The following is an 18,472-nucleotide window of genomic DNA, read 5'->3' as shown; positions in this document are numbered from 1 at the left end:
CTACAATCTCTAAACCCTCACCGTTCATGGATTGGATACTCAAGTGATAACGCCCCCCATTTCCAACTCACAACCATTACGCCAACAACTACGACAACACATTCGTCACGCTAGGCGTCAGTTATCTTCTCAACAACAACAACATGCTGCTCAACAATTATCCCAACGGTTACAAGCCTTACCTTTAATTCAACACAGCCAACATATTGCACTTTATCTCGCGGCAGATGGTGAAATAGATCCGCAGCCGTTTATTGATTGGTTATGGCAACAAGGAAAATCCGTTTACTTACCAGTGTTGCATCCTTTTAGCAAAGGGCATTTACTGTTTTTGCATTACGACGCAACTACGCCAATGACCACCAATCGTTACCATATTCGTGAGCCTAAATTAGATTTACGCCGAGTTAAACCTATTGCTGAGCTTGATATTATTTGTACCCCATTGGTCGCCTTTGATAGCACAGGCCAACGGCTTGGTATGGGTGGGGGATATTATGATAGAACCCTGAGCCAGTGGCACCTCTATCGCCAAGGGCCTTATCCAATTGGGATTGGTCATGATTGCCAATATATACCGCAATTACCTAACGAAGAATGGGATGTGCCATTGCCCTTAATCATTACCCCTAACCATCAATTCAGCGAGTGATCACACCCTCAACGCAAACGTTTGGTTTCTGGGTAAAAAAACCGAATGTAATTGTATGTTATTCATAAAGTTATATTTTTAGTTTTAAGTTTGCAGCCATTAACCATAGAATCCAACTGACGAAATCACTTCGGTTAGCTATAATCACCTTTCGCATAATTGAGGTCATTACGAGGAGAACGGCATGACACAAGATGAAATGAAAAAAGCAGCGGGTTGGGCAGCACTTGAGTACGTAACGAAAAACAGTATTGTTGGTGTAGGTACTGGTTCAACCGTTAATCACTTCATCGATGCCTTGGCAACTCGTAAAGAAGAGATCAAAGGGGCGGTTTCAAGCTCTGTTGCTTCAACTGAGCGCCTAGAGCAAATTGGCATTAAAGTCTTTGATGCTAACGATGTTGCTAGTCTTGATATTTATGTTGATGGCGCAGATGAAATCAATGCTGAATTTGACATGATCAAAGGTGGCGGCGCCGCATTAACCCGTGAAAAAATTGTCGCGGCTATCGCAGAAAAATTTATTTGTATTGTTGATAATACCAAACAAGTTGATGTCTTAGGTCAGTTCCCATTACCCGTTGAAGTGATTCCAATGGCGCGATCTTTCATTGGTCGAGAATTGGTAAAACTTGGAGGTGATCCTGTTTACCGTGAAGGTGTAATCACGGATAACGGCAATATCATTCTTGATGTTTACAACATGGCTATCACTGATCCTAAAGCAATGGAAGACAGCATCAACGCCTTACCCGGTGTAGTGACTGTCGGTCTATTTGCTCATCGTGGTGCTGATGTATTACTTGTTGGCTCACCAGAAGGCACGAAAATCATCCCAAAATAATGATTGCTTCATTATTTGATTACAAAACGGCAGCTATTGATCGCTCGTGAATCATTAGCTGCCGTTTTTTATTGGCTTTTTTGTAATATTCTTACCCATAGTGGTTAATTTTTGATACTTTATTAAACAGGAACAATCAAATATTTAACCATTTAGCTACTGAAAGGCAATATTTACCGCAACCAAGCTAAGGCAAAATTGTCATTATCAGTCGCCACGTTTTTAAGGATAAGAACTTATGGCAACCGTATCACTCAATAAAGAAAAGATAAAAATCCTCCTCCTTGAAGGTCTCCATCCTTCAACAGTAGAAGTGTTGCAGCAAGCAGGTTACAGCAATATTGACTACCACAAAGGTTCTCTTGATGGTGAACAACTATTAGAAGCCATCAAAGATGTTCACTTCATTGGTATTCGCTCACGTACCCAATTAACACCAGCAGTCTTTGCCGCAGCGAAAAAGCTAACCGCCGTCGGTTGTTTCTGTATTGGTACCAATCAAGTTGATCTTAAGGAAGCAATGATACGCGGTATCCCTGTTTTCAATGCCCCATTTTCAAATACTCGTAGTGTTGCTGAACTTGTTCTTGGTGAGATTCTATTATTATTGCGTGGTATTCCTGAAAAAAATGCCAAAGCTCATCGTGGCGAATGGTTTAAATCTGCCGACAATGCATTTGAAGCGCGAGGCAAAACCCTTGGCATCATTGGTTATGGTCATATTGGAACTCAACTCGGTATTCTTGCTGAAAACTTAGGTATGCGAGTCTGCTTCTACGATATTGAAAGCAAGCTATCGCTAGGTAATGCGACTCAAGTAAATTCTTTATCAGAGTTACTTAATAAAGCTGATGTGGTGAGCTTACATGTACCAGAAACAAAAGGAACAGCTAATCTCATGGGTGTTGAAGAATTCGCGCGCATGAAGCCAGGTTCTATTTTTATCAACGCAGCTCGTGGAACAGTTGTTGATATCGATGCGTTATGTAGTGCATTAGAAAGCAAACACATTGCAGGCGCTGCTATTGATGTATTTCCTATTGAGCCGCAAACCAATAATAATCCCTTTGAATCCCCTTTAATGCAGTTTGATAACGTACTTTTAACCCCACACATTGGCGGTTCAACTCATGAAGCTCAAGAAAATATCGGCATTGAAGTTGCTGGGAAATTAGTGAAATACTCAGACAACGGATCGACATTATCAGCAGTAGGTTTTCCTGAAGTATCACTACCAGAACATCATAGTGGTTGTTCTCGTTTACTCCACATTCACCACAACCGTCCAGGAGTGTTAAATCAAATCACCACTATTTTTGCATCGGAAGGCATTAACATCGCAGCCCAATTCTTACAAACAGGTGCGGAAGTCGGTTATGTGGTGATTGATGTTGAAACAGAACGTTCAAAAGAAGCATTACAACAACTAAAATCTATTGAAGGTACGATTCGCGCTCGTATTTTACATTAGAATATTAACGATTTAATAACGATAAAGGAGAGCATCATGCTCTCCTTTTTTATTACTATTTAATCTCTAATTTGATTATTTTTATCGTCAAATTATTTTTCAGCTAATTTAAAAATCACATTAACTCGGTCTTTAATTACAATGCTGTTATCGGCATAGCTTTTATCGATAGAGCCTTTACTCATACTGCTCATCACAGCATCATTACTTTGACGATATGGCATTGGTTGGCCATTAGTGTTGTAGTCAATCCGCCACACACTATCAATTTTATTATCAAAACCTTGCGCTAATGAAGCAGCCACTTGCTTAGCATTTTCAATCGCTTTTTGGCGTGCTTGTTGTTGATATTTTTCAACATCAGACACTTTTAAATTAATATTATTTATTTGATTAATACCATCACCCAACGCGTCATCTAAATAAGTATTCAGCTTCGTTAGTTGATGTACCGTCACCTCAATATTGCGACTGGCTTTAAATCCTGAGAGTTCCGGTTTTTGGTCTTTTGGGTAAGTGTACCGTGCTGATAATGAAATATTGGCACTATTAATGTCTTTTTTATTCACACCTGATGCTTGTAAACGCTCAATAAACTTAGTGACAGCTTGATCGACAGCCTTCTTAGCATCAACCGCCGTTTTTTTAGTTTCAACCACATTAACAGAAAAAACCGCCATATCCGGTTTAACCGTAACTTCGCCACGGCCCGTTGTTTCTAAATGAGGAAATGGAATATCTGCTGCCATTGCAGTAGTTGAAACAAACGCACTAGCGCCAAGTACCATCGCTAACAATTGTTTTTTCATTATTCATCCTTTTATTGACCGCACAACAGGGTTATTTATTGATACCAACATTAATAAATACATTGCTGTTTATCTGTAAATGAGAAAGCTATGCTAGCAAAGCCTTAATATAATGAACACTGTTTTTAGTCACAATTCAGCAATCCTTTAGTAATAATATCGTTTTAATACCATAATTAATGCGAGAATTAGCGTCTATTAGAATAAAAAAAAGAAGCCCGTAGGCTTCTTTTTAGTGTCATATAATTAAAACTTGGGCAAATTAAGCGCCAACTTTATTTACATGGACATCCATCTGTGGAAATGGGATTTCGATACCTTCTTTATCAAGCTCTTCTTTAATCGCTTGGTTTAGGTCGAAATATACTGCCCAGTAATCAGGCGTATTAACCCATGGACGTACTACAAAGTTAACAGAAGAATCAGCAAGAGCAACCACACCAATAGTTGGTTCAGGATCTTGAAGCACACGACTATCAGCCTTTACTACACGACGTAATACTTCTTTTGTTTTTTGTAAATCAGCATTATAAGAAACACCAATCACTAAATCGATACGACGAGTGTCATTGCGAGAGAAGTTAGTAATTGGGTTACCAATAATATGAGCGTTCGGCACGATAACTGTTTTGTTATCAGGCGTACGTAATTCAGTAGAGAAAATCTGAATAGATTCTACAGAACCCGCAACACCAGCAACTTCAACGTAATCGCCAGATTTGAATGGGCGGAAACCAACAATCAACACACCTGCTGCAAAGTTTGATAATGACCCTTGAAGTGCAAGACCAATAGCAAGACCTGCGGCACCAATAACCGCAACCACTGATGCAGTTTGAACACCAATACGACTTAATGCTGCAATTAAAACAATAACGAATAGCACATAACGCACTAGACCATGGATAAACTCAACAACTGCATTGTCCATGTCTTTTTTGCGTAAAATTTTCGCAATTGAACCCGCAATGAGTTTAACAATGATATTACCAATAAATAAAATCAGTAATGCTGAAACAATGTTCACTGCATATTGAACTAATAGATCTTCGTTTTTAGAAATCCAATTACTCGCGTGCATAACACCATTAGTCAATGAATTATCAGATATATTTTCAACAACCTTATCAGTAACGCTCTCTGTCATGAAGGTATCTCTCTCAAAGTATAACAATAGTAAAATGTCGCTGATGCGTAAATCTTACCGTAACCGGTAAAAATAGCACCTTTGCAACAAATATGATATTAGACAATAATCGCTAATAATGCTGCGATTAGTATAATTATCAGTATGAATATTCTAATATCAAAGAAACAGTGCATTATTAATCATTTATTAGCTAGATGGCTAGTAAAAAAAATCGAACAATCATAAAAAAATATAAATTACCAACGTACAATACTAACGACGTCTTACATACAAAAAAAGCCCACCGAAGTGGGCTTTTTCACATTTTATCTTGCGACAAAATCGAAATTATAGAACGTCGATTGCGTTTAGGTCAGAGAATGCTTTCTCTAGACGCTCAACCATTGATACTTGACCTGCACGTAACCATACGCGTGGATCGTAGTATTTCTTGTTTGGCGCTGACTCACCCGTTGGGTTGCCGATTTGACCTTGTAGGTAATCGTGGTTAGCAGCTTCGTAACAACGGATACCATCCCATGATGCCCACTGTGTATCAGTATCGATGTTCATTTTAACAACACCGTAGCCGATTGACTCTTGGATTTCAGCTTCAGAAGAACCTGAACCACCGTGGAATACGAAGTTTAGCGTGTTAGTTGGAAGACCAAACTTCTCTGAAACGTATGTTTGAGAATCACGTAGGATAGTTGGAGTAAGTACAACGTTACCTGCTTGGTAAACACCGTGTACGTTACCGAAAGATGCAGCGATAGTGAAACGTGGGCTAACTGCGTTTAGTTTCTCGTATGCGTATGCAACGTCTTCTGGAGAAGTGTATAGGTCTGATGCGTCCATGTGAGAGTTATCAACGCCGTCTTCTTCGCCACCAGTACAACCTAATTCGATTTCTAGTGTCATGTTCATCTTAGCCATACGCGCAAGGTATTTAGCTGAGATTTCGATGTTCTCTTCTAGCGACTCTTCAGAAAGGTCTAGCATGTGAGAAGAGAATAGAGGCTTACCAGTTTGTGCGAAGAACTCTTCACCCGCGTCTAGTAGACCGTCGATCCAAGGAAGAAGTTTCTTAGCGGCGTGGTCAGTGTGAAGAATAACTGGCACACCGTAAGACTCAGCTACTGCGTGAACGTATTTAGCACCAGCGATAGCACCAAGAATTTGAGGGCCTTGACCTTCAAGTTTAAGGCCTTTACCACCGAAGAATGCAGCACCGCCGTTAGAGAACTGAACGATAACTGGCGCTTTAACTTTAGCAGCAGCTTCAAGAACAGCGTTAACTGAATCAGTACCGATACAGTTAACAGCAGGTAGAGCAAAATTGTTTTCTTTTGCTACAGCAAATACTTTCTGTACGTCGTCGCCAGAAATAACACCAGGTTTTACAAAATCGAAGATCTTAGACATAACAATAGTCCTATATTTTACTTTGTTGTCTGTGGAAAAATTCTTGTGCAAACGTTTGCGATAAGCTTCTATTTTACTGAAACATAACGTCTATCACAAACATTTAAACGCGGAAACTGACACTATTATTACAAATATACCCAGTTTCCACGCCAAATAAATTATGCTTTAGCGCGTGCTTCTAGCATTTCAACAGCAGGCAATTTTTTGCCTTCAACGAACTCAAGGAACGCACCGCCACCAGTAGAGATGTAAGATACTTTGTCTTTGATGCCGTACTTGTCGATAGCAGCTAGAGTATCACCACCGCCAGCGACAGAGAAACCTGCAGATTGTGCGATTGCGTTAGCAACAACTTCAGTACCTTTACCGAATTGCTCAATTTCAAATACGCCAACTGGACCATTCCAAAGAATAGTTTTTGCGTTCATGATGATGTCAACAAGTGCTTGAGCTGAATCAGGACCAAGGTCAAGAACCATATCGTCAGCAGCGATTTCAGTTGATGCTTTGATAGTTGCAACAGCTGAGTCAGAGAACTCTTTCGCACATACAACATCAGTTGCTACTGGAATATCAGTGTGCGCCATTAACTCTTTAGCAGTAGGAATAAGGTCTGCTTCGTAAAGTGACTTACCTACATCGTTGCCTTCAGCTGCGATAAATGTGTTAGCAATACCACCACCAACAACGATTTGGTCAGCAATCTTAGATAGTGACTCAAGAACAGTTAGTTTAGTAGATACTTTAGAACCACCAACGATAGCAACCATTGGACGTGCTGGGTTATCCATTGCTTTACCTAGCGCTTCTAATTCGCCAGCAAGTAGTGGACCTGCACATGCTACAGGTGCAAACATACCTACGCCGTAAGTAGATGCTTGTGCACGGTGAGCCGTACCAAATGCATCCATTACGAATACGTCACAAAGTGCAGCGTATTTCTTAGATAGTTCGTCTTCGTTCTTCTTCTCGCCCTTGTTGAAACGTACGTTCTCAAGAACAACAAGCTCGCCTGCGTTTAGCTCAAGACCATCAAGGTAATCTTTTGCTAATTTAACGTCACAATCTAGTGCGTCGTTTAAGTAGTTAACTACAGGCTGTAGAGAGAATTCTTCTGCGTATTCGCCTTCCGTTGGACGACCTAGGTGAGAAGTAACCATTACTTTAGCGCCCGCTTCTAGGCAACGCTGAATAGTAGGTAGAGATGCAAGGATACGTGCATCTGAAGTTACTTTACCGTCTTTTACTGGCACGTTTAGGTCAGCACGAATAAATACACGCTTACCAGCTAGATCCAGATCAGTCATCTTGATTACAGACATGTTTTGCCCTCTCAACATTATTTAAAATAAAAGTTCATAAATTTCATGGCCCGGCGTCACTGCCAAACCCAATAATTCTTACTACTTATTTTTGTGGCGTTACAGCAGAGTTACCTGTTGCCGCCATTGCTAACGCAGTATCTAACATACGATTTGCAAACCCCCATTCATTATCACACCACACCAACATTTTAATTAAATGCTGCCCACTAACACGGGTTTGAGTGCCGTCAACAATCGCGCTATGAGGATCATGATTGAAGTCAATCGACACCAAGGGTGCTTCGGTATAAGTCACTATACCCTTTAATGTACAACGAGACGCATTCAATAATGCTTGATTTACGTCATTAACTTTCACGTTTGTTGTAACAGTAACCGTTAAATCCATGGCGGTGACGTTTATTGTGGGCACCCTCACAGAAATAGCTTCAAATTTGTCAGAAAACTTCGGAAAAATACGACCGATACCTAAATGTAATTTGGTATCTACTGGAATAATGGATTGGCTAGCAGCACGCGTTCGGCGTAAATCAGGATGATAAGCATCAATAACTTGCTGATCATTCATTGCAGAGTGAATTGAAGTTATAGCACCCGTTTCAATACCGAAACAATCATCCAACACTTGAATGATGGGCACGATGCAATTCGTCGTACAAGAGCCATTAGAAACAATCGTGTGTTGCTGGGTTAACTGTTGATGGTTAACGCCATATATCACAGTAAAATCGATATCGTTGGCAGCAGGATGGGAAAATAACACTTTGTTAGCACCAGCATCAATGTGGGCTAAGCCATCAGCACGAGAACCAAACTTACCAGTACAATCAAGGACAATATCGACGTCAAAATCATGCCAAGGTAGCAATTTAAGTTCCGGTTGATGAAGCAGGCGAATTTGATCGCGGTGACCATTTTCATGGGCAATAAAGAGATGCTCCTGATCATGACTGACAGGCTTACCGAATCGTCCATGGCTTGAATCATACTGAAGCAGATGAGCCATAGCTTCCGGCTCTGCTAATTCATTGATTGCCACGACGTTAATCTGGTGGTATTTACCGCTCTCGTACAGTGCACGTAACACACTGCGACCGATGCGGCCGAATCCATTTATTGCGACTTTTAGTGTCATATCCGTGCTACAAAAAAACCAAGCGGCGTTAGTGTATACCAACCAAGTTTGAGAATCACCATAATTGTGACAACTCTCACTGCGTTTAATTAAATATGTTCATAATCAAATATATAATCACATAAACCACCCTAATCAAAACCTAAAATGTGAATAATTAGCCATACTAATCAATTATTCATATCAAATCTTTATCATTAGAATTGGCTTTTTTAGGGCACATTCTGGCAATACCCATCACAATACTAAATAAAAGAGGTGACATATTTATCCGAGATAATAACCATATGCTTTACCAATATAAATCTCACGACACCCTGCAATATTATCTCAGTTAATGCTCAACTATTCGTACAAACTATTTATTGCAACATGATATTGCTAATGTCTATTTTTGATCGTCATTTTCGCGATACCATAATACAGCTTAACCTTATTATCCTTGTTTTTATTAACTCAACAATCAACACCATGACTGTTACATAAATCAGTTTAACCATTCAGCAGAATCACACATACTCCTTTACAACCTTGCATTTTAAATAAATAATCATCGCGATCTGTTGTTCTGCGTTATAAATGAAACATCAAGTAAAAGTAAAACCCTTAGAATATCTTCGTCAATGTTGTCATCCTCAGTGTTTCCCTTAGCTTCATCGTCGCATTTAATAGTTACGCTTATCAGCACTCACATTTTTATCTTTTGAATATTAAGGGTTACACATGTCGCATAAAGCAACGGGTTTAGTGAAGTGGTTTAGTGAAGAAAAAGGTTTTGGCTTTCTAACTCAAGACACAGGCAATGCTGACGTGTTTGTTCACAGCAGCGGCATTGCTGATAAAGCATTAACCAAGCTACCAGAAGGCAAAAAAGTGTCTTTTGATGTTGAGCAAGGTCAAAAAGGTCTGCAAGCAATCAATGTTGTAGTGCTATAACCGTAAGGCAACAAAAGATAATAGCTATCAAAAAGGCCACTATGTATGTCAGTGGTCTTTTTTATCATTTTTACAATCAATAACGCAGACTAGACATTATATTCAAAGCCCCCCTCGGTCTTGTTCAAAACATCAATCAGAGAAAGCTTACAAAAATGTAAACTACAGGCAAGGTCAGTGTATAAATCGTTAGTTATTATTCTCACATCAAAACACAACAGAGAATTTTACAATGTCTAATAAACGCTTTGCTATACTACTTGTTCCTGCGGTACTGTTATCAACATCAGTATTTGCGACAACACCACCAACATCTGCAACAGTACAACCAATCAATGCAGTAGCAACTCAACAGCAAGGTTTTAGTGGTCCAAGTGCGGGTCTAAAAACAGTAAAAGCCGTTCTTGATGCTGGCATGTTCAGTGACGATACCCCTGTCACTTTAACCGGACACATTACAAATTCATTAGGTGATGAACATTATCAATTTACCGATGGTACTGGTTCAATTACGATCGATATTGATCATGATAAATGGTTTGGTGCTCAAGTAACCCCACAAACAAAGATCACTATTCAAGGTGAAATTGATCAAGAATTTAATCATACCGCGATTGATGTGAACCATGTTCGTGTTGTGGGATAATCCCTTTATCACCATCATTAGGCTGCGAGTGCATCAATCACTCGCCGTCTTATCATCTATAGCGTATTAATTTCATATTAATCTTGCCGACATAACGATAAACTTTATTGTCACACTGTTTACCAACGTCTAATTGAATGCAGGTCATATCACCTCGCATGAAAAATACGCGTTTACACTCTAATAACGTAATAAGTTGTTAGATGCTAAAAGCACCAATATTTACGCCTTTTTAGCACATCAACGAGTTATTCAAATTTTCATCAATAGATTTTATCTGATTGTAAGGCTGCCATTATGCAAATACTGCTTGTCGAAGACGATATTAGTTTAAGCCGTTATATTGAAAAAGGGCTCACAGAAGCGGGACATCATGTGCAGTGTATTGATAATGGTCGGTTTGCCCTTTCAATATGCATGTCAGAACAATTTGATATCGCCATTGTTGATCGGATGTTGCCAGGATTAGATGGGTTATCATTTGTAAAAGCACTTCGCGCATCCAAAATTTCAATGCCGGTTATCTTTCTCACCTCATTAGGTGGTATTGATGATCGCGTTGATGGCTTAGAAGCAGGCGGAGATGACTACTTAACCAAGCCCTTTGCTTTTTCAGAATTACTAGCGCGTATATCAGCCTTATCTCGTCGATCATCAACACTCTCTGAAGCAAAACCCAGTGAATTAGTTTATGGCGATCTCAGTCTTAATTTATTTGATCATACCGCGATCCGCCAAGGACAAGTCTTAACTCTGCAACCAAAAGAGTTTCGTATTCTTGAACTCTTTCTGCGTCATCCAGGACGTGTTATCACGCGAACCATGTTATTAGAACACGTTTGGGATATCTATTTTGATCCGCAAACCAGTGTGGTGGAAACTCACATTAGCCGTTTACGTAACAAGCTTGAAAAACCGTTTGGTGATCAGCTTATTCATACCGTTCGAGGGGCTGGCTACAAGTTAGAACACAAACTTGGGAAAAACGCCTAATGCATCCTTTTATCACGCAACTTCAACAACGATTGCCGACCCCTGTATGGTTACGCAGTTCTGCTATGCAGCAAGGGCTGATGTTTATCATGGTGTCAGTGGTGAGTTTAATTTTGATGTCGAGCCTCACTATTGCGTATGTTGACTATCATCTTGATGAAGTAAATAACAACATTGAACATAACGTTGAAGCCTTTATGCTTGGCACCACCACCGAGATCAACAAAGAGCCCATTGATGAAGATGATGTTATCGACGTTTTGGCAACAGGTTTTATCCTATCCGGTATTCTAGTTGTACTTTGCAGCTCAGCTATCGTGATTTATATGACGCGACGCAACCAAGCAAAAATTGATCGCATTGAAACGGTATTACGCGCCGCCGCTGATGGTGAGTTATCAGCCAGAACCATGATGTCGAGCCAAACAAATGATCTCACTCGTATCGGCTCAACCGTTGACGAAATGTTGTCACGCTTACAAAGCGTAGTGGCTGCAATGAGCGATATATCCTCCAATATTGCTCATGAATTAAAAACCCCGATTACGCGCTTACAATATAATTTACAAACCCTAAGTGAGATGGCTGACGCACACGGTGATAATCTTGATGATGTTTTTTCAGAACAACTACAACTGTCACTCAAAGAATCCAACCGGTTAGCGAATATCTTTGATGCTTTACTGCGTATATCTCAAATTGAATCAGGTAATAGACGCCAACGCTTTGAAACCATTAACGTGGTTGATATTGTCCATACCATTGCTGAAATTTATACCGATGTTGCTGAAGATGCGAGCATGACCTTGACCCTTAATACTCAAAAAGAGCCTATTTTCATTCAAGGCGATAAAGAGTTACTGATTCAACAATTTGCTAATTTGGTAGAAAATTCACTGCGCTATTGCCCGCAAGCAAGTCAGCTAACACTCTCGTGCCACACTGAGCAAGATAATGTGGTGATCACCATGGCAGACAATGGCCCAGGGATTAATGACCAAGAAAAACAGCGCGTATTTGAGCGTCTTTATCGAATTAACAAATCACGTAATGATGGCGGCTTAGGTATTGGACTAACATTAGTTAAAGCAGTGACAGACTTACACCAAGGTGAAATCAAACTTTATGATTGTCACCCCGGACTTGGGGTCGAGATTCGTTATCACTGTTAGTTGCTTTTGCTATCGCATAGAAATATGAGATGACAGCACCAAATGAATAAAAATACCGCCTTTGAGGCGGTATTTAACATCACAGGTTTTATGCGGACAAACAGTGTAGCTCTTAGGTAAGATTACTAATTTTCACTCACATTTTGAGAATAGCCCCAATTTAGATTGAGGCTATTTAGAGATAAAGCAGTATCGTATTACTTCAAAAAATTTTTACTTTATTATCTGCATCATCTAATAACTTAATTACAAAGTCAGTAATGACTGTTAATAAAGTTCTAATTGGCTACTTTACCTGTTAGTCATTGTTTACACACATAACTACATTATTTTTCGACTTTCCTAATTATTAAATCTCATTAATACTTTTAATAATGGAAGATCCAGATGAAGGCTTATAAATGCTAAGCATTACACTATAAGTTGTCTTTTCTTTATCCGTATTGGTAGCTGTACATAAAAAACGATAATTTATACCATTAACAACTTGAGTCGAAACAGCAAAAGGCTTATAGCCAACACTAACAAATTCTTTCATTGTTACTGCAAAAACCGTTAGACACTCATCTGATATATCTGTTGTAAAAGGGGTATATCCACCAATTGAGTTATAGATGCTATTCATATTTTTCATTTCCTTATGATTAATCATGAATCTCAAAACCTAGTATTGAGGCTTTAGTGAAGATAAAACATCATTTGTACCATTCCAGTCAGTCCACTTAGGATAAACCCCATCATTAGTTGGCCCGCCTAATTGATGAACACTACAATGCTGTCCACTATAATTACAATCATCAAATAAATCCCAAGCACCATTAATCACGATTAATGACGATACTTTATCATTCCATTCTTTTAGAATTAAATTCGGAGTGTTTGTAGTAACTACAAGAGAATTACCAGTACAATTTATATGCTCAAATATAATTATTTTACTCATAACTACATCCTCAGTTAGGCAATATGCCTAAAATAATAATAGAGTATATAGACAAACAATATGAGACATGTGTCATATTTTATTTAGATGAAAAGATAATATTAAATACCTATCATTACTTATATTTAATATATGAAATCTAATGCTAACCAAATTCCCCCTAGAAACGCTTCTCTACTCAGCTAACATCATCGCCACGATCCGCATTTGAATATCTTCCTAGCGACCACCTCAATAATATTCAGATGCAAAAAAGGCCGCCTGAGCGACCTTTCTATAATTCATATCATCAAAGATGACTTACCACGCTAAACCACACGCGCTCGCTTTTGCTTTAGCAAGGCTGTAATACTTACGCTTAACAAGGTAATTACCGTCGTTTTTAAGCCCTTCAACACGTAGCCACTTATTTTTACCAAAACGTGCTTTTACAGGAACACCAACGGCGAAACGCTTACCCGATTGATATTTTGCAACATAAAAACTATCACGAACTTTGAAGATATAGCCATTCTTACCACAGATTCTAGCACTCTCAACACGGCCTTTTTTAGTATCGCCCCAATTACCCCAATCATCAGCATGGCTAGGTAAAGAAGTTATCGCGGCTAAACCAAGTAATAATCCTAAAATAGCTTTTTTCATCTCAACACTCAAAAAAAGGTAAACTTATGAGTTTATTTTAATCATTATAAAAATAAAGAAAAGATAAATAATGTAACAAAAATAAAAATTGACAAATGTCAGCGAAATATATCGCTAGTGGAATGTATGGCTATCAACATATAACCAAAAAGTATGATTTTAAAGGAAGGCGGCTTTTGAAAAAATGTACTTTAGGTCCAAACGTAAAAAAGGCTTTGAACAATAAGTTCAAAGCCTTTTTAGAAATATGTCGAGGGTTAAGGAAAAACCTTAACGCAAACTTTACTTGGTCATGTTGCTGCTTTTGTACATAGGAGCGAATACAGGGCTGTAAAGTGCAATAATTTTATTAACGATACCAGTCATTTCTTTTTCCTCAATAAACTAAGCTATTTTAAATAGGACAACCATAGCCTAACCATCGAATATATAAGGCTTGCGGTCGTGTTTCGATGAGAGTCATTATAGATATTTCGCTATACTTTAAAAGTGATAAAAATAGCAGTTTCGGATTAGTTTTAGTAATGAAAAATGCTGTCATATAACCACTTTATTTTTAATGTTTAACAGGAATTATCAACATAAAAAAGACCGCAATTAGCGGTCTTTAAAAACTGTGGTTAATAGGGAAAACTTACCCTAGTAACGCATTGGCATTATTAACAATATTTTCAACAGTAAAGCCGAACATGTTAAATAACTCATCTGCAGGTGCTGACTCACCAAAGGTTGTCATGCCAATGATGCGACCGTTCAAGCCAACATATTTGTACCAGTAATCCGCAATGCCCGCTTCAATAGCAATACGCGCAGTTATATTTGCAGGTAATACAGTTTCACGGTAAGCCGCACTCTGTTTATCAAACAAATCTGTCGCAGGCATTGAAACCAAGCGTACTTGGCGACCTGAAGCGGTTAGCTCTGCATATGCTTGCGCTGCAATACCCACTTCAGAACCTGTTGCAATTAAAATAAGCTCTGGCTCAGTGGCACAATCTTTAAGGATATAGCCACCTTTGGTGATATTCGCGACTTGCTCAGCGTTACGATCCTGCTGATCAAGGTTTTGACGTGAGAAAATCAACGCTGTTGGACCATCTTTACGTTCAATCGCATATTTCCAAGCAACCGCTGATTCAACCTGATCACAAGGACGCCATGTACTCATGTTCGGGGTTAAACGCAGTGATGCGGCTTGCTCTACTGGCTGGTGCGTTGGACCATCTTCGCCCAAACCAATCGAATCGTGAGTGTATACCTGAATATTTTGCACCTTCATCAGTGCCGCCATACGCAATGCATTACGTGCGTATTCCATAAACATTAAGAAGGTTGCACCATAAGGAACAAAACCACCGTGTAATGCAATACCATTAATAATGGCTGTCATACCAAATTCACGCACACCGTAATGAATATAGTTACCCGATGCATCTGTCGGTGTCAGTGATTTAGAGCCAGACCACATAGTTAAGTTAGATGGCGCTAAATCGGCAGAACCCCCCATAAATTCAGGTAATAACTGACCGTACGCTTCTAGCGCATTTTGTGATGCTTTACGTGATGCGATATTGGCTGGGTTAGCTTGCAGATCCGCAATAATACGTGATGTTTCCGCTTCCCAATTCGTTGGTAAGTCACCGTTCATACGACGGCTAAATTCAGCGGCTAGCTCAGGGTAAGCTGCGCTATAAGCGGCAAACTTTTGATCCCATGCGGTTTCTTTAGCGCTACCGACTTCAATCGCATTCCAATGCGCTGCAATGTCTGCTGGAATTTCAAACGGACCGTGGTTCCAACCAAGGAATTCACGCGCGGCGGCAATTTCTTCTGCACCTAATGGCGCGCCATGACAATCATGAGAACCAGCTTTATTTGGCGAGCCAAAACCAATGATGGTTTGGCAACAAATAAGGGTTGGTTTAGTGGTTTCTGCTTGTGCTGCAGCAATCGCGGCATTAATCGCATCAGCATCATGGCCATCAACGGTTGAAATAACATGCCAGCCGTAAGCTTCAAAGCGCTTGGCGGTGTCATCGGTAAACCAACCTTCGACTTCACCATCGATTGAAATACCATTGTCATCCCAAAAAGCAATTAACTTACCAAGACCTAGAGTGCCTGCTAATGAACATGCTTCGTGAGAGATACCTTCCATCATGCAGCCATCGCCCATAAAGGTGTAGGTGTAGTGATCAACGATCTCATGCCCTTGCTGGTTAAATTGCTCAGCCATGGCTTTTTCTGCCAATGCCATACCAACCGCATTGGTAATACCTTGACCTAAAGGACCTGTCGTGGTCTCAACACCCGGCGCATAACCATATTCTGGATGGCCAGGTGTTTTTGAATGTAATTGACGGAAATTTTTAAGATCATCAATCGATAAATCATAACCTGTTAAATGAAGCAGAGAATAAATCAGCATAGAACCATGGCCGTTTGATAATACAAAGCGATCACGATCAGCCCAGTTTGGATTTTGTGGATTATGATTCAAATGATCACGCCACAATACTTCAGCAATATCTGCCATTCCCATCGGCGCGCCCGGATGACCTGAGTTCGCTTGTTGCACACCATCCATACTAAGTGCACGAATTGCATTGGCTAGTTCTTTACGAGACACCGCATTGCTAGAAGACATATCTGCTCCAAATAGTCATAAAATAATAAATTACGAACAAATAGTTACCATTTTTATTAATGATCACTTAATTTCGTTTCAATATTGTCTCAAATAGATGCCATTGACTGCAAACGTTTTCGTTTTTAAAAAAACCAATTTATTCAACAATATGCAATCAGTCTAAATTTAAGTTTTTGTATTTAAAATGGTAACAATAAAAAGCTTCTTCTTTCACCAATGCCGGTTTTCGCTAAATCCTTACAGATTACATTGTTGATTTTATAACTGGTCGGGGTATTATAGACGTCTAGACGGAGGTAGCTCCATACATATAAACGTATGGAATGCAGTGCAGTATCAGTATTACCGCTACCGTTCTACCAAATTTATGAATATAAGTGAGACCATCAATGGCTAAACATCTGTTTACTTCTGAGTCGGTATCAGAAGGTCATCCAGATAAAATTGCAGACCAAATTTCAGACGCAGTCTTGGATGCAATTTTAGAGCAAGATCCAAAAGCACGTGTTGCTTGTGAAACTTACGTAAAAACTGGCATGGTAATGGTCGGTGGCGAAGTAACAACATCTGCTTGGGTTGATATCGAAGAAATCACTCGTGAAACAGTACGTGAAATCGGTTATGTTCACTCAGATATGGGCTTTGATGCTAATTCTTGCGCAGTTCTAAATACCATTGGTAAGCAATCACCAGACATCAACCAAGGTGTTGATAAAGCAGACCCTAAAGAGCAGGGCGCTGGTGACCAAGGTATTATGTTTGGTTATGCAACTAACGAAACTAAAGAATTAATGCCTGCACCAATCACTTATGCACACCGTCTTGTTCAACGTCAAGCGCACGTACGTAAGAATGGCAGCCTACCTTGGTTACGCCCTGATGCTAAATCTCAAGTAACGTTTGAATACGATCAAGGTAAGATTGTAGGTATTGATGCGGTTGTATTATCAACCCAACACAGTGATTCAATTTCAACAGCCGATCTTCGGGAAGCGGTAATGGAAGAGATCATCAAGCCAGTATTACCACAAGAATGGTTACGTAAAGATACTAAATTCTTTATTAACCCAACCGGTCGTTTTGTTATCGGTGGCCCAATGGGTGACTGTGGTTTAACCGGTCGTAAAATTATCGTTGATACCTACGGCGGTGCAGCACGTCATGGCGGCGGTGCATTCTCAGGTAAAGATCCATCAAAAGTGGACCGTTCAGCAGCATACGCAGCACGTTATGTAGCGAAAAATATCGTTGCCGCTGGTATGGCTGAGCGTTGTGAAATTCAACTTTCATACGCTATCGGTGTTGCAGATCCAACGTCTATCATGATTGAGACGTTTGGTACTGAAAAAGTACATCAAGATATTATTATTGAAGCGGTTCGTCAGCACTTCGACCTACGCCCATATGGCCTACAAGAAATGCTAAACCTACTTCAGCCTATCTACAAAAAGACGGCTGCATACGGTCACTTTGGTCGTGAAGAATTCCCTTGGGAAAAAACAGACAAAGTAGACGCACTACGCGACTTCGCTAAACTTAAATAATAATAAATTTAAGTTTATCAATAATTAAGGGGCGATTATTCGTCCCTTTTTTATGTCTAAAATAAAATAACCGCTATTTTTATATTGCAGTGTATAGTCAGCTATGGTTATTTTGCACCAATATAGATAATAACTGAGGATATTTTTGGC

At 39.6% G+C, this 18,472-nt stretch carries 17 protein-coding genes; 8 read left to right on the top strand and 9 right to left on the bottom strand.

The features are described from left to right. The first annotated feature begins 43 nt into the window (after window positions 1-43). The 3 genes from Q0V26_RS06315 (at window position 44) to serA (ending at window position 2,967) form a co-directional block, all read left to right on the top strand. On the top strand, window positions 44-652 hold the full coding sequence (locus Q0V26_RS06315; protein ID WP_297479435.1) for a 5-formyltetrahydrofolate cyclo-ligase: 609 nt from the start codon (window positions 44-46) through the stop codon (window positions 650-652). A gap of 184 nt (window positions 653-836) precedes the next feature. Next, window positions 837-1,496, top strand: a complete 660-nt coding sequence (gene rpiA / locus Q0V26_RS06310; protein WP_297479433.1) for a ribose-5-phosphate isomerase RpiA — start codon at window positions 837-839, stop codon at window positions 1,494-1,496. A 238-nt stretch (window positions 1,497-1,734) separates the two neighbouring features. Further along, on the top strand, window positions 1,735-2,967 hold the full coding sequence (serA, locus tag Q0V26_RS06305) for a phosphoglycerate dehydrogenase (RefSeq protein ID WP_297479430.1): 1,233 nt from the start codon (window positions 1,735-1,737) through the stop codon (window positions 2,965-2,967). A 92-nt stretch (window positions 2,968-3,059) separates the two neighbouring features. Here serA and Q0V26_RS06300 read toward each other — a convergent pair whose 3' ends face one another. The 5 genes from Q0V26_RS06300 to epd form a co-directional block, all read right to left on the bottom strand. Then, complete coding sequence (locus Q0V26_RS06300) at window positions 3,060-3,776, bottom strand: oxidative stress defense protein (protein ID WP_297479427.1); 717 nt, start codon at window positions 3,774-3,776, stop codon at window positions 3,060-3,062. 262 nt (window positions 3,777-4,038) lie between these two features. Continuing rightward, complete coding sequence (gene mscS, locus Q0V26_RS06295; RefSeq protein WP_297479425.1) at window positions 4,039-4,923, bottom strand: small-conductance mechanosensitive channel MscS; 885 nt, start codon at window positions 4,921-4,923, stop codon at window positions 4,039-4,041. A 330-nt stretch (window positions 4,924-5,253) separates the two neighbouring features. Beyond that, window positions 5,254-6,330, bottom strand: coding sequence for a class II fructose-bisphosphate aldolase (gene fbaA / locus Q0V26_RS06290; protein ID WP_297479422.1), 1,077 nt, complete (start codon window positions 6,328-6,330; stop codon window positions 5,254-5,256). A gap of 161 nt (window positions 6,331-6,491) precedes the next feature. After that, a complete protein-coding gene (locus tag Q0V26_RS06285) occupies window positions 6,492-7,655 on the bottom strand; it encodes a phosphoglycerate kinase (RefSeq protein ID WP_297479419.1) in 1,164 nt (387 codons plus the stop codon). 85 nt (window positions 7,656-7,740) lie between these two features. Further along, entirely contained in the window at window positions 7,741-8,793 is a 1,053-nt protein-coding gene (gene epd / locus Q0V26_RS06280) for an erythrose-4-phosphate dehydrogenase (RefSeq protein WP_297479416.1), read from the bottom strand. Between the two features lie 723 nt (window positions 8,794-9,516). On the opposite strand from epd, the gene Q0V26_RS06275 reads away from it, so the two are divergent. The 4 genes from Q0V26_RS06275 to Q0V26_RS06260 all read left to right on the top strand — a co-directional run bounded on the left by Q0V26_RS06275 (window position 9,517) and on the right by Q0V26_RS06260 (window position 12,540). Next, window positions 9,517-9,729: a cold-shock protein gene (locus Q0V26_RS06275; RefSeq protein WP_297479413.1), complete on the top strand. Its 213-nt coding sequence runs from the start codon at window positions 9,517-9,519 to the stop codon at window positions 9,727-9,729. A 232-nt stretch (window positions 9,730-9,961) separates the two neighbouring features. After that, window positions 9,962-10,375 (top strand): NirD/YgiW/YdeI family stress tolerance protein, encoded by a 414-nt coding sequence (locus Q0V26_RS06270; protein WP_297479411.1) that lies wholly within the window; start codon window positions 9,962-9,964, stop codon window positions 10,373-10,375. Window positions 10,376-10,672: 297 nt separating this feature from the next. After that, entirely contained in the window at window positions 10,673-11,368 is a 696-nt protein-coding gene (locus Q0V26_RS06265) for a response regulator transcription factor (protein WP_297479407.1), read from the top strand. Next, complete coding sequence (locus Q0V26_RS06260; RefSeq protein ID WP_297479404.1) at window positions 11,368-12,540, top strand: HAMP domain-containing sensor histidine kinase; 1,173 nt, start codon at window positions 11,368-11,370, stop codon at window positions 12,538-12,540. Before Q0V26_RS06265 ends, Q0V26_RS06260 begins: the two co-directional genes overlap by 1 nt. Window positions 12,541-12,889: 349 nt before the next feature. Here the strand turns inward: Q0V26_RS06260 and Q0V26_RS06255 are convergent, their stop codons facing one another. The 4 genes from Q0V26_RS06255 to tkt form a co-directional block, all read right to left on the bottom strand. Continuing rightward, entirely contained in the window at window positions 12,890-13,192 is a 303-nt protein-coding gene (locus tag Q0V26_RS06255) for a hypothetical protein (protein ID WP_297479401.1), read from the bottom strand. A gap of 12 nt (window positions 13,193-13,204) precedes the next feature. Then, window positions 13,205-13,483, bottom strand: a complete 279-nt coding sequence (locus tag Q0V26_RS06250; RefSeq protein WP_297479399.1) for a beta/gamma crystallin-related protein — start codon at window positions 13,481-13,483, stop codon at window positions 13,205-13,207. Between the two features lie 300 nt (window positions 13,484-13,783). Further along, complete coding sequence (locus Q0V26_RS06245) at window positions 13,784-14,128, bottom strand: hypothetical protein (protein WP_297479396.1); 345 nt, start codon at window positions 14,126-14,128, stop codon at window positions 13,784-13,786. Window positions 14,129-14,762: 634 nt separating this feature from the next. Then, complete coding sequence (tkt, locus tag Q0V26_RS06240; RefSeq protein WP_297479393.1) at window positions 14,763-16,775, bottom strand: transketolase; 2,013 nt, start codon at window positions 16,773-16,775, stop codon at window positions 14,763-14,765. Window positions 16,776-17,167: 392 nt separating this feature from the next. On the opposite strand from tkt, the gene metK reads away from it, so the two are divergent. Next, complete coding sequence (metK, locus tag Q0V26_RS06235; protein ID WP_297479390.1) at window positions 17,168-18,322, top strand: methionine adenosyltransferase; 1,155 nt, start codon at window positions 17,168-17,170, stop codon at window positions 18,320-18,322. The last annotated feature ends 150 nt before the right edge of the window (window positions 18,323-18,472 follow it).

Source organism: uncultured Photobacterium sp., from assembly GCF_947039875.1.
Taxonomy (GTDB): domain Bacteria; phylum Pseudomonadota; class Gammaproteobacteria; order Enterobacterales; family Vibrionaceae; genus Photobacterium.
Note: the sequence above shows the minus strand (reverse complement) of the source record. Positions and strands in the feature narration are given on the sequence as shown.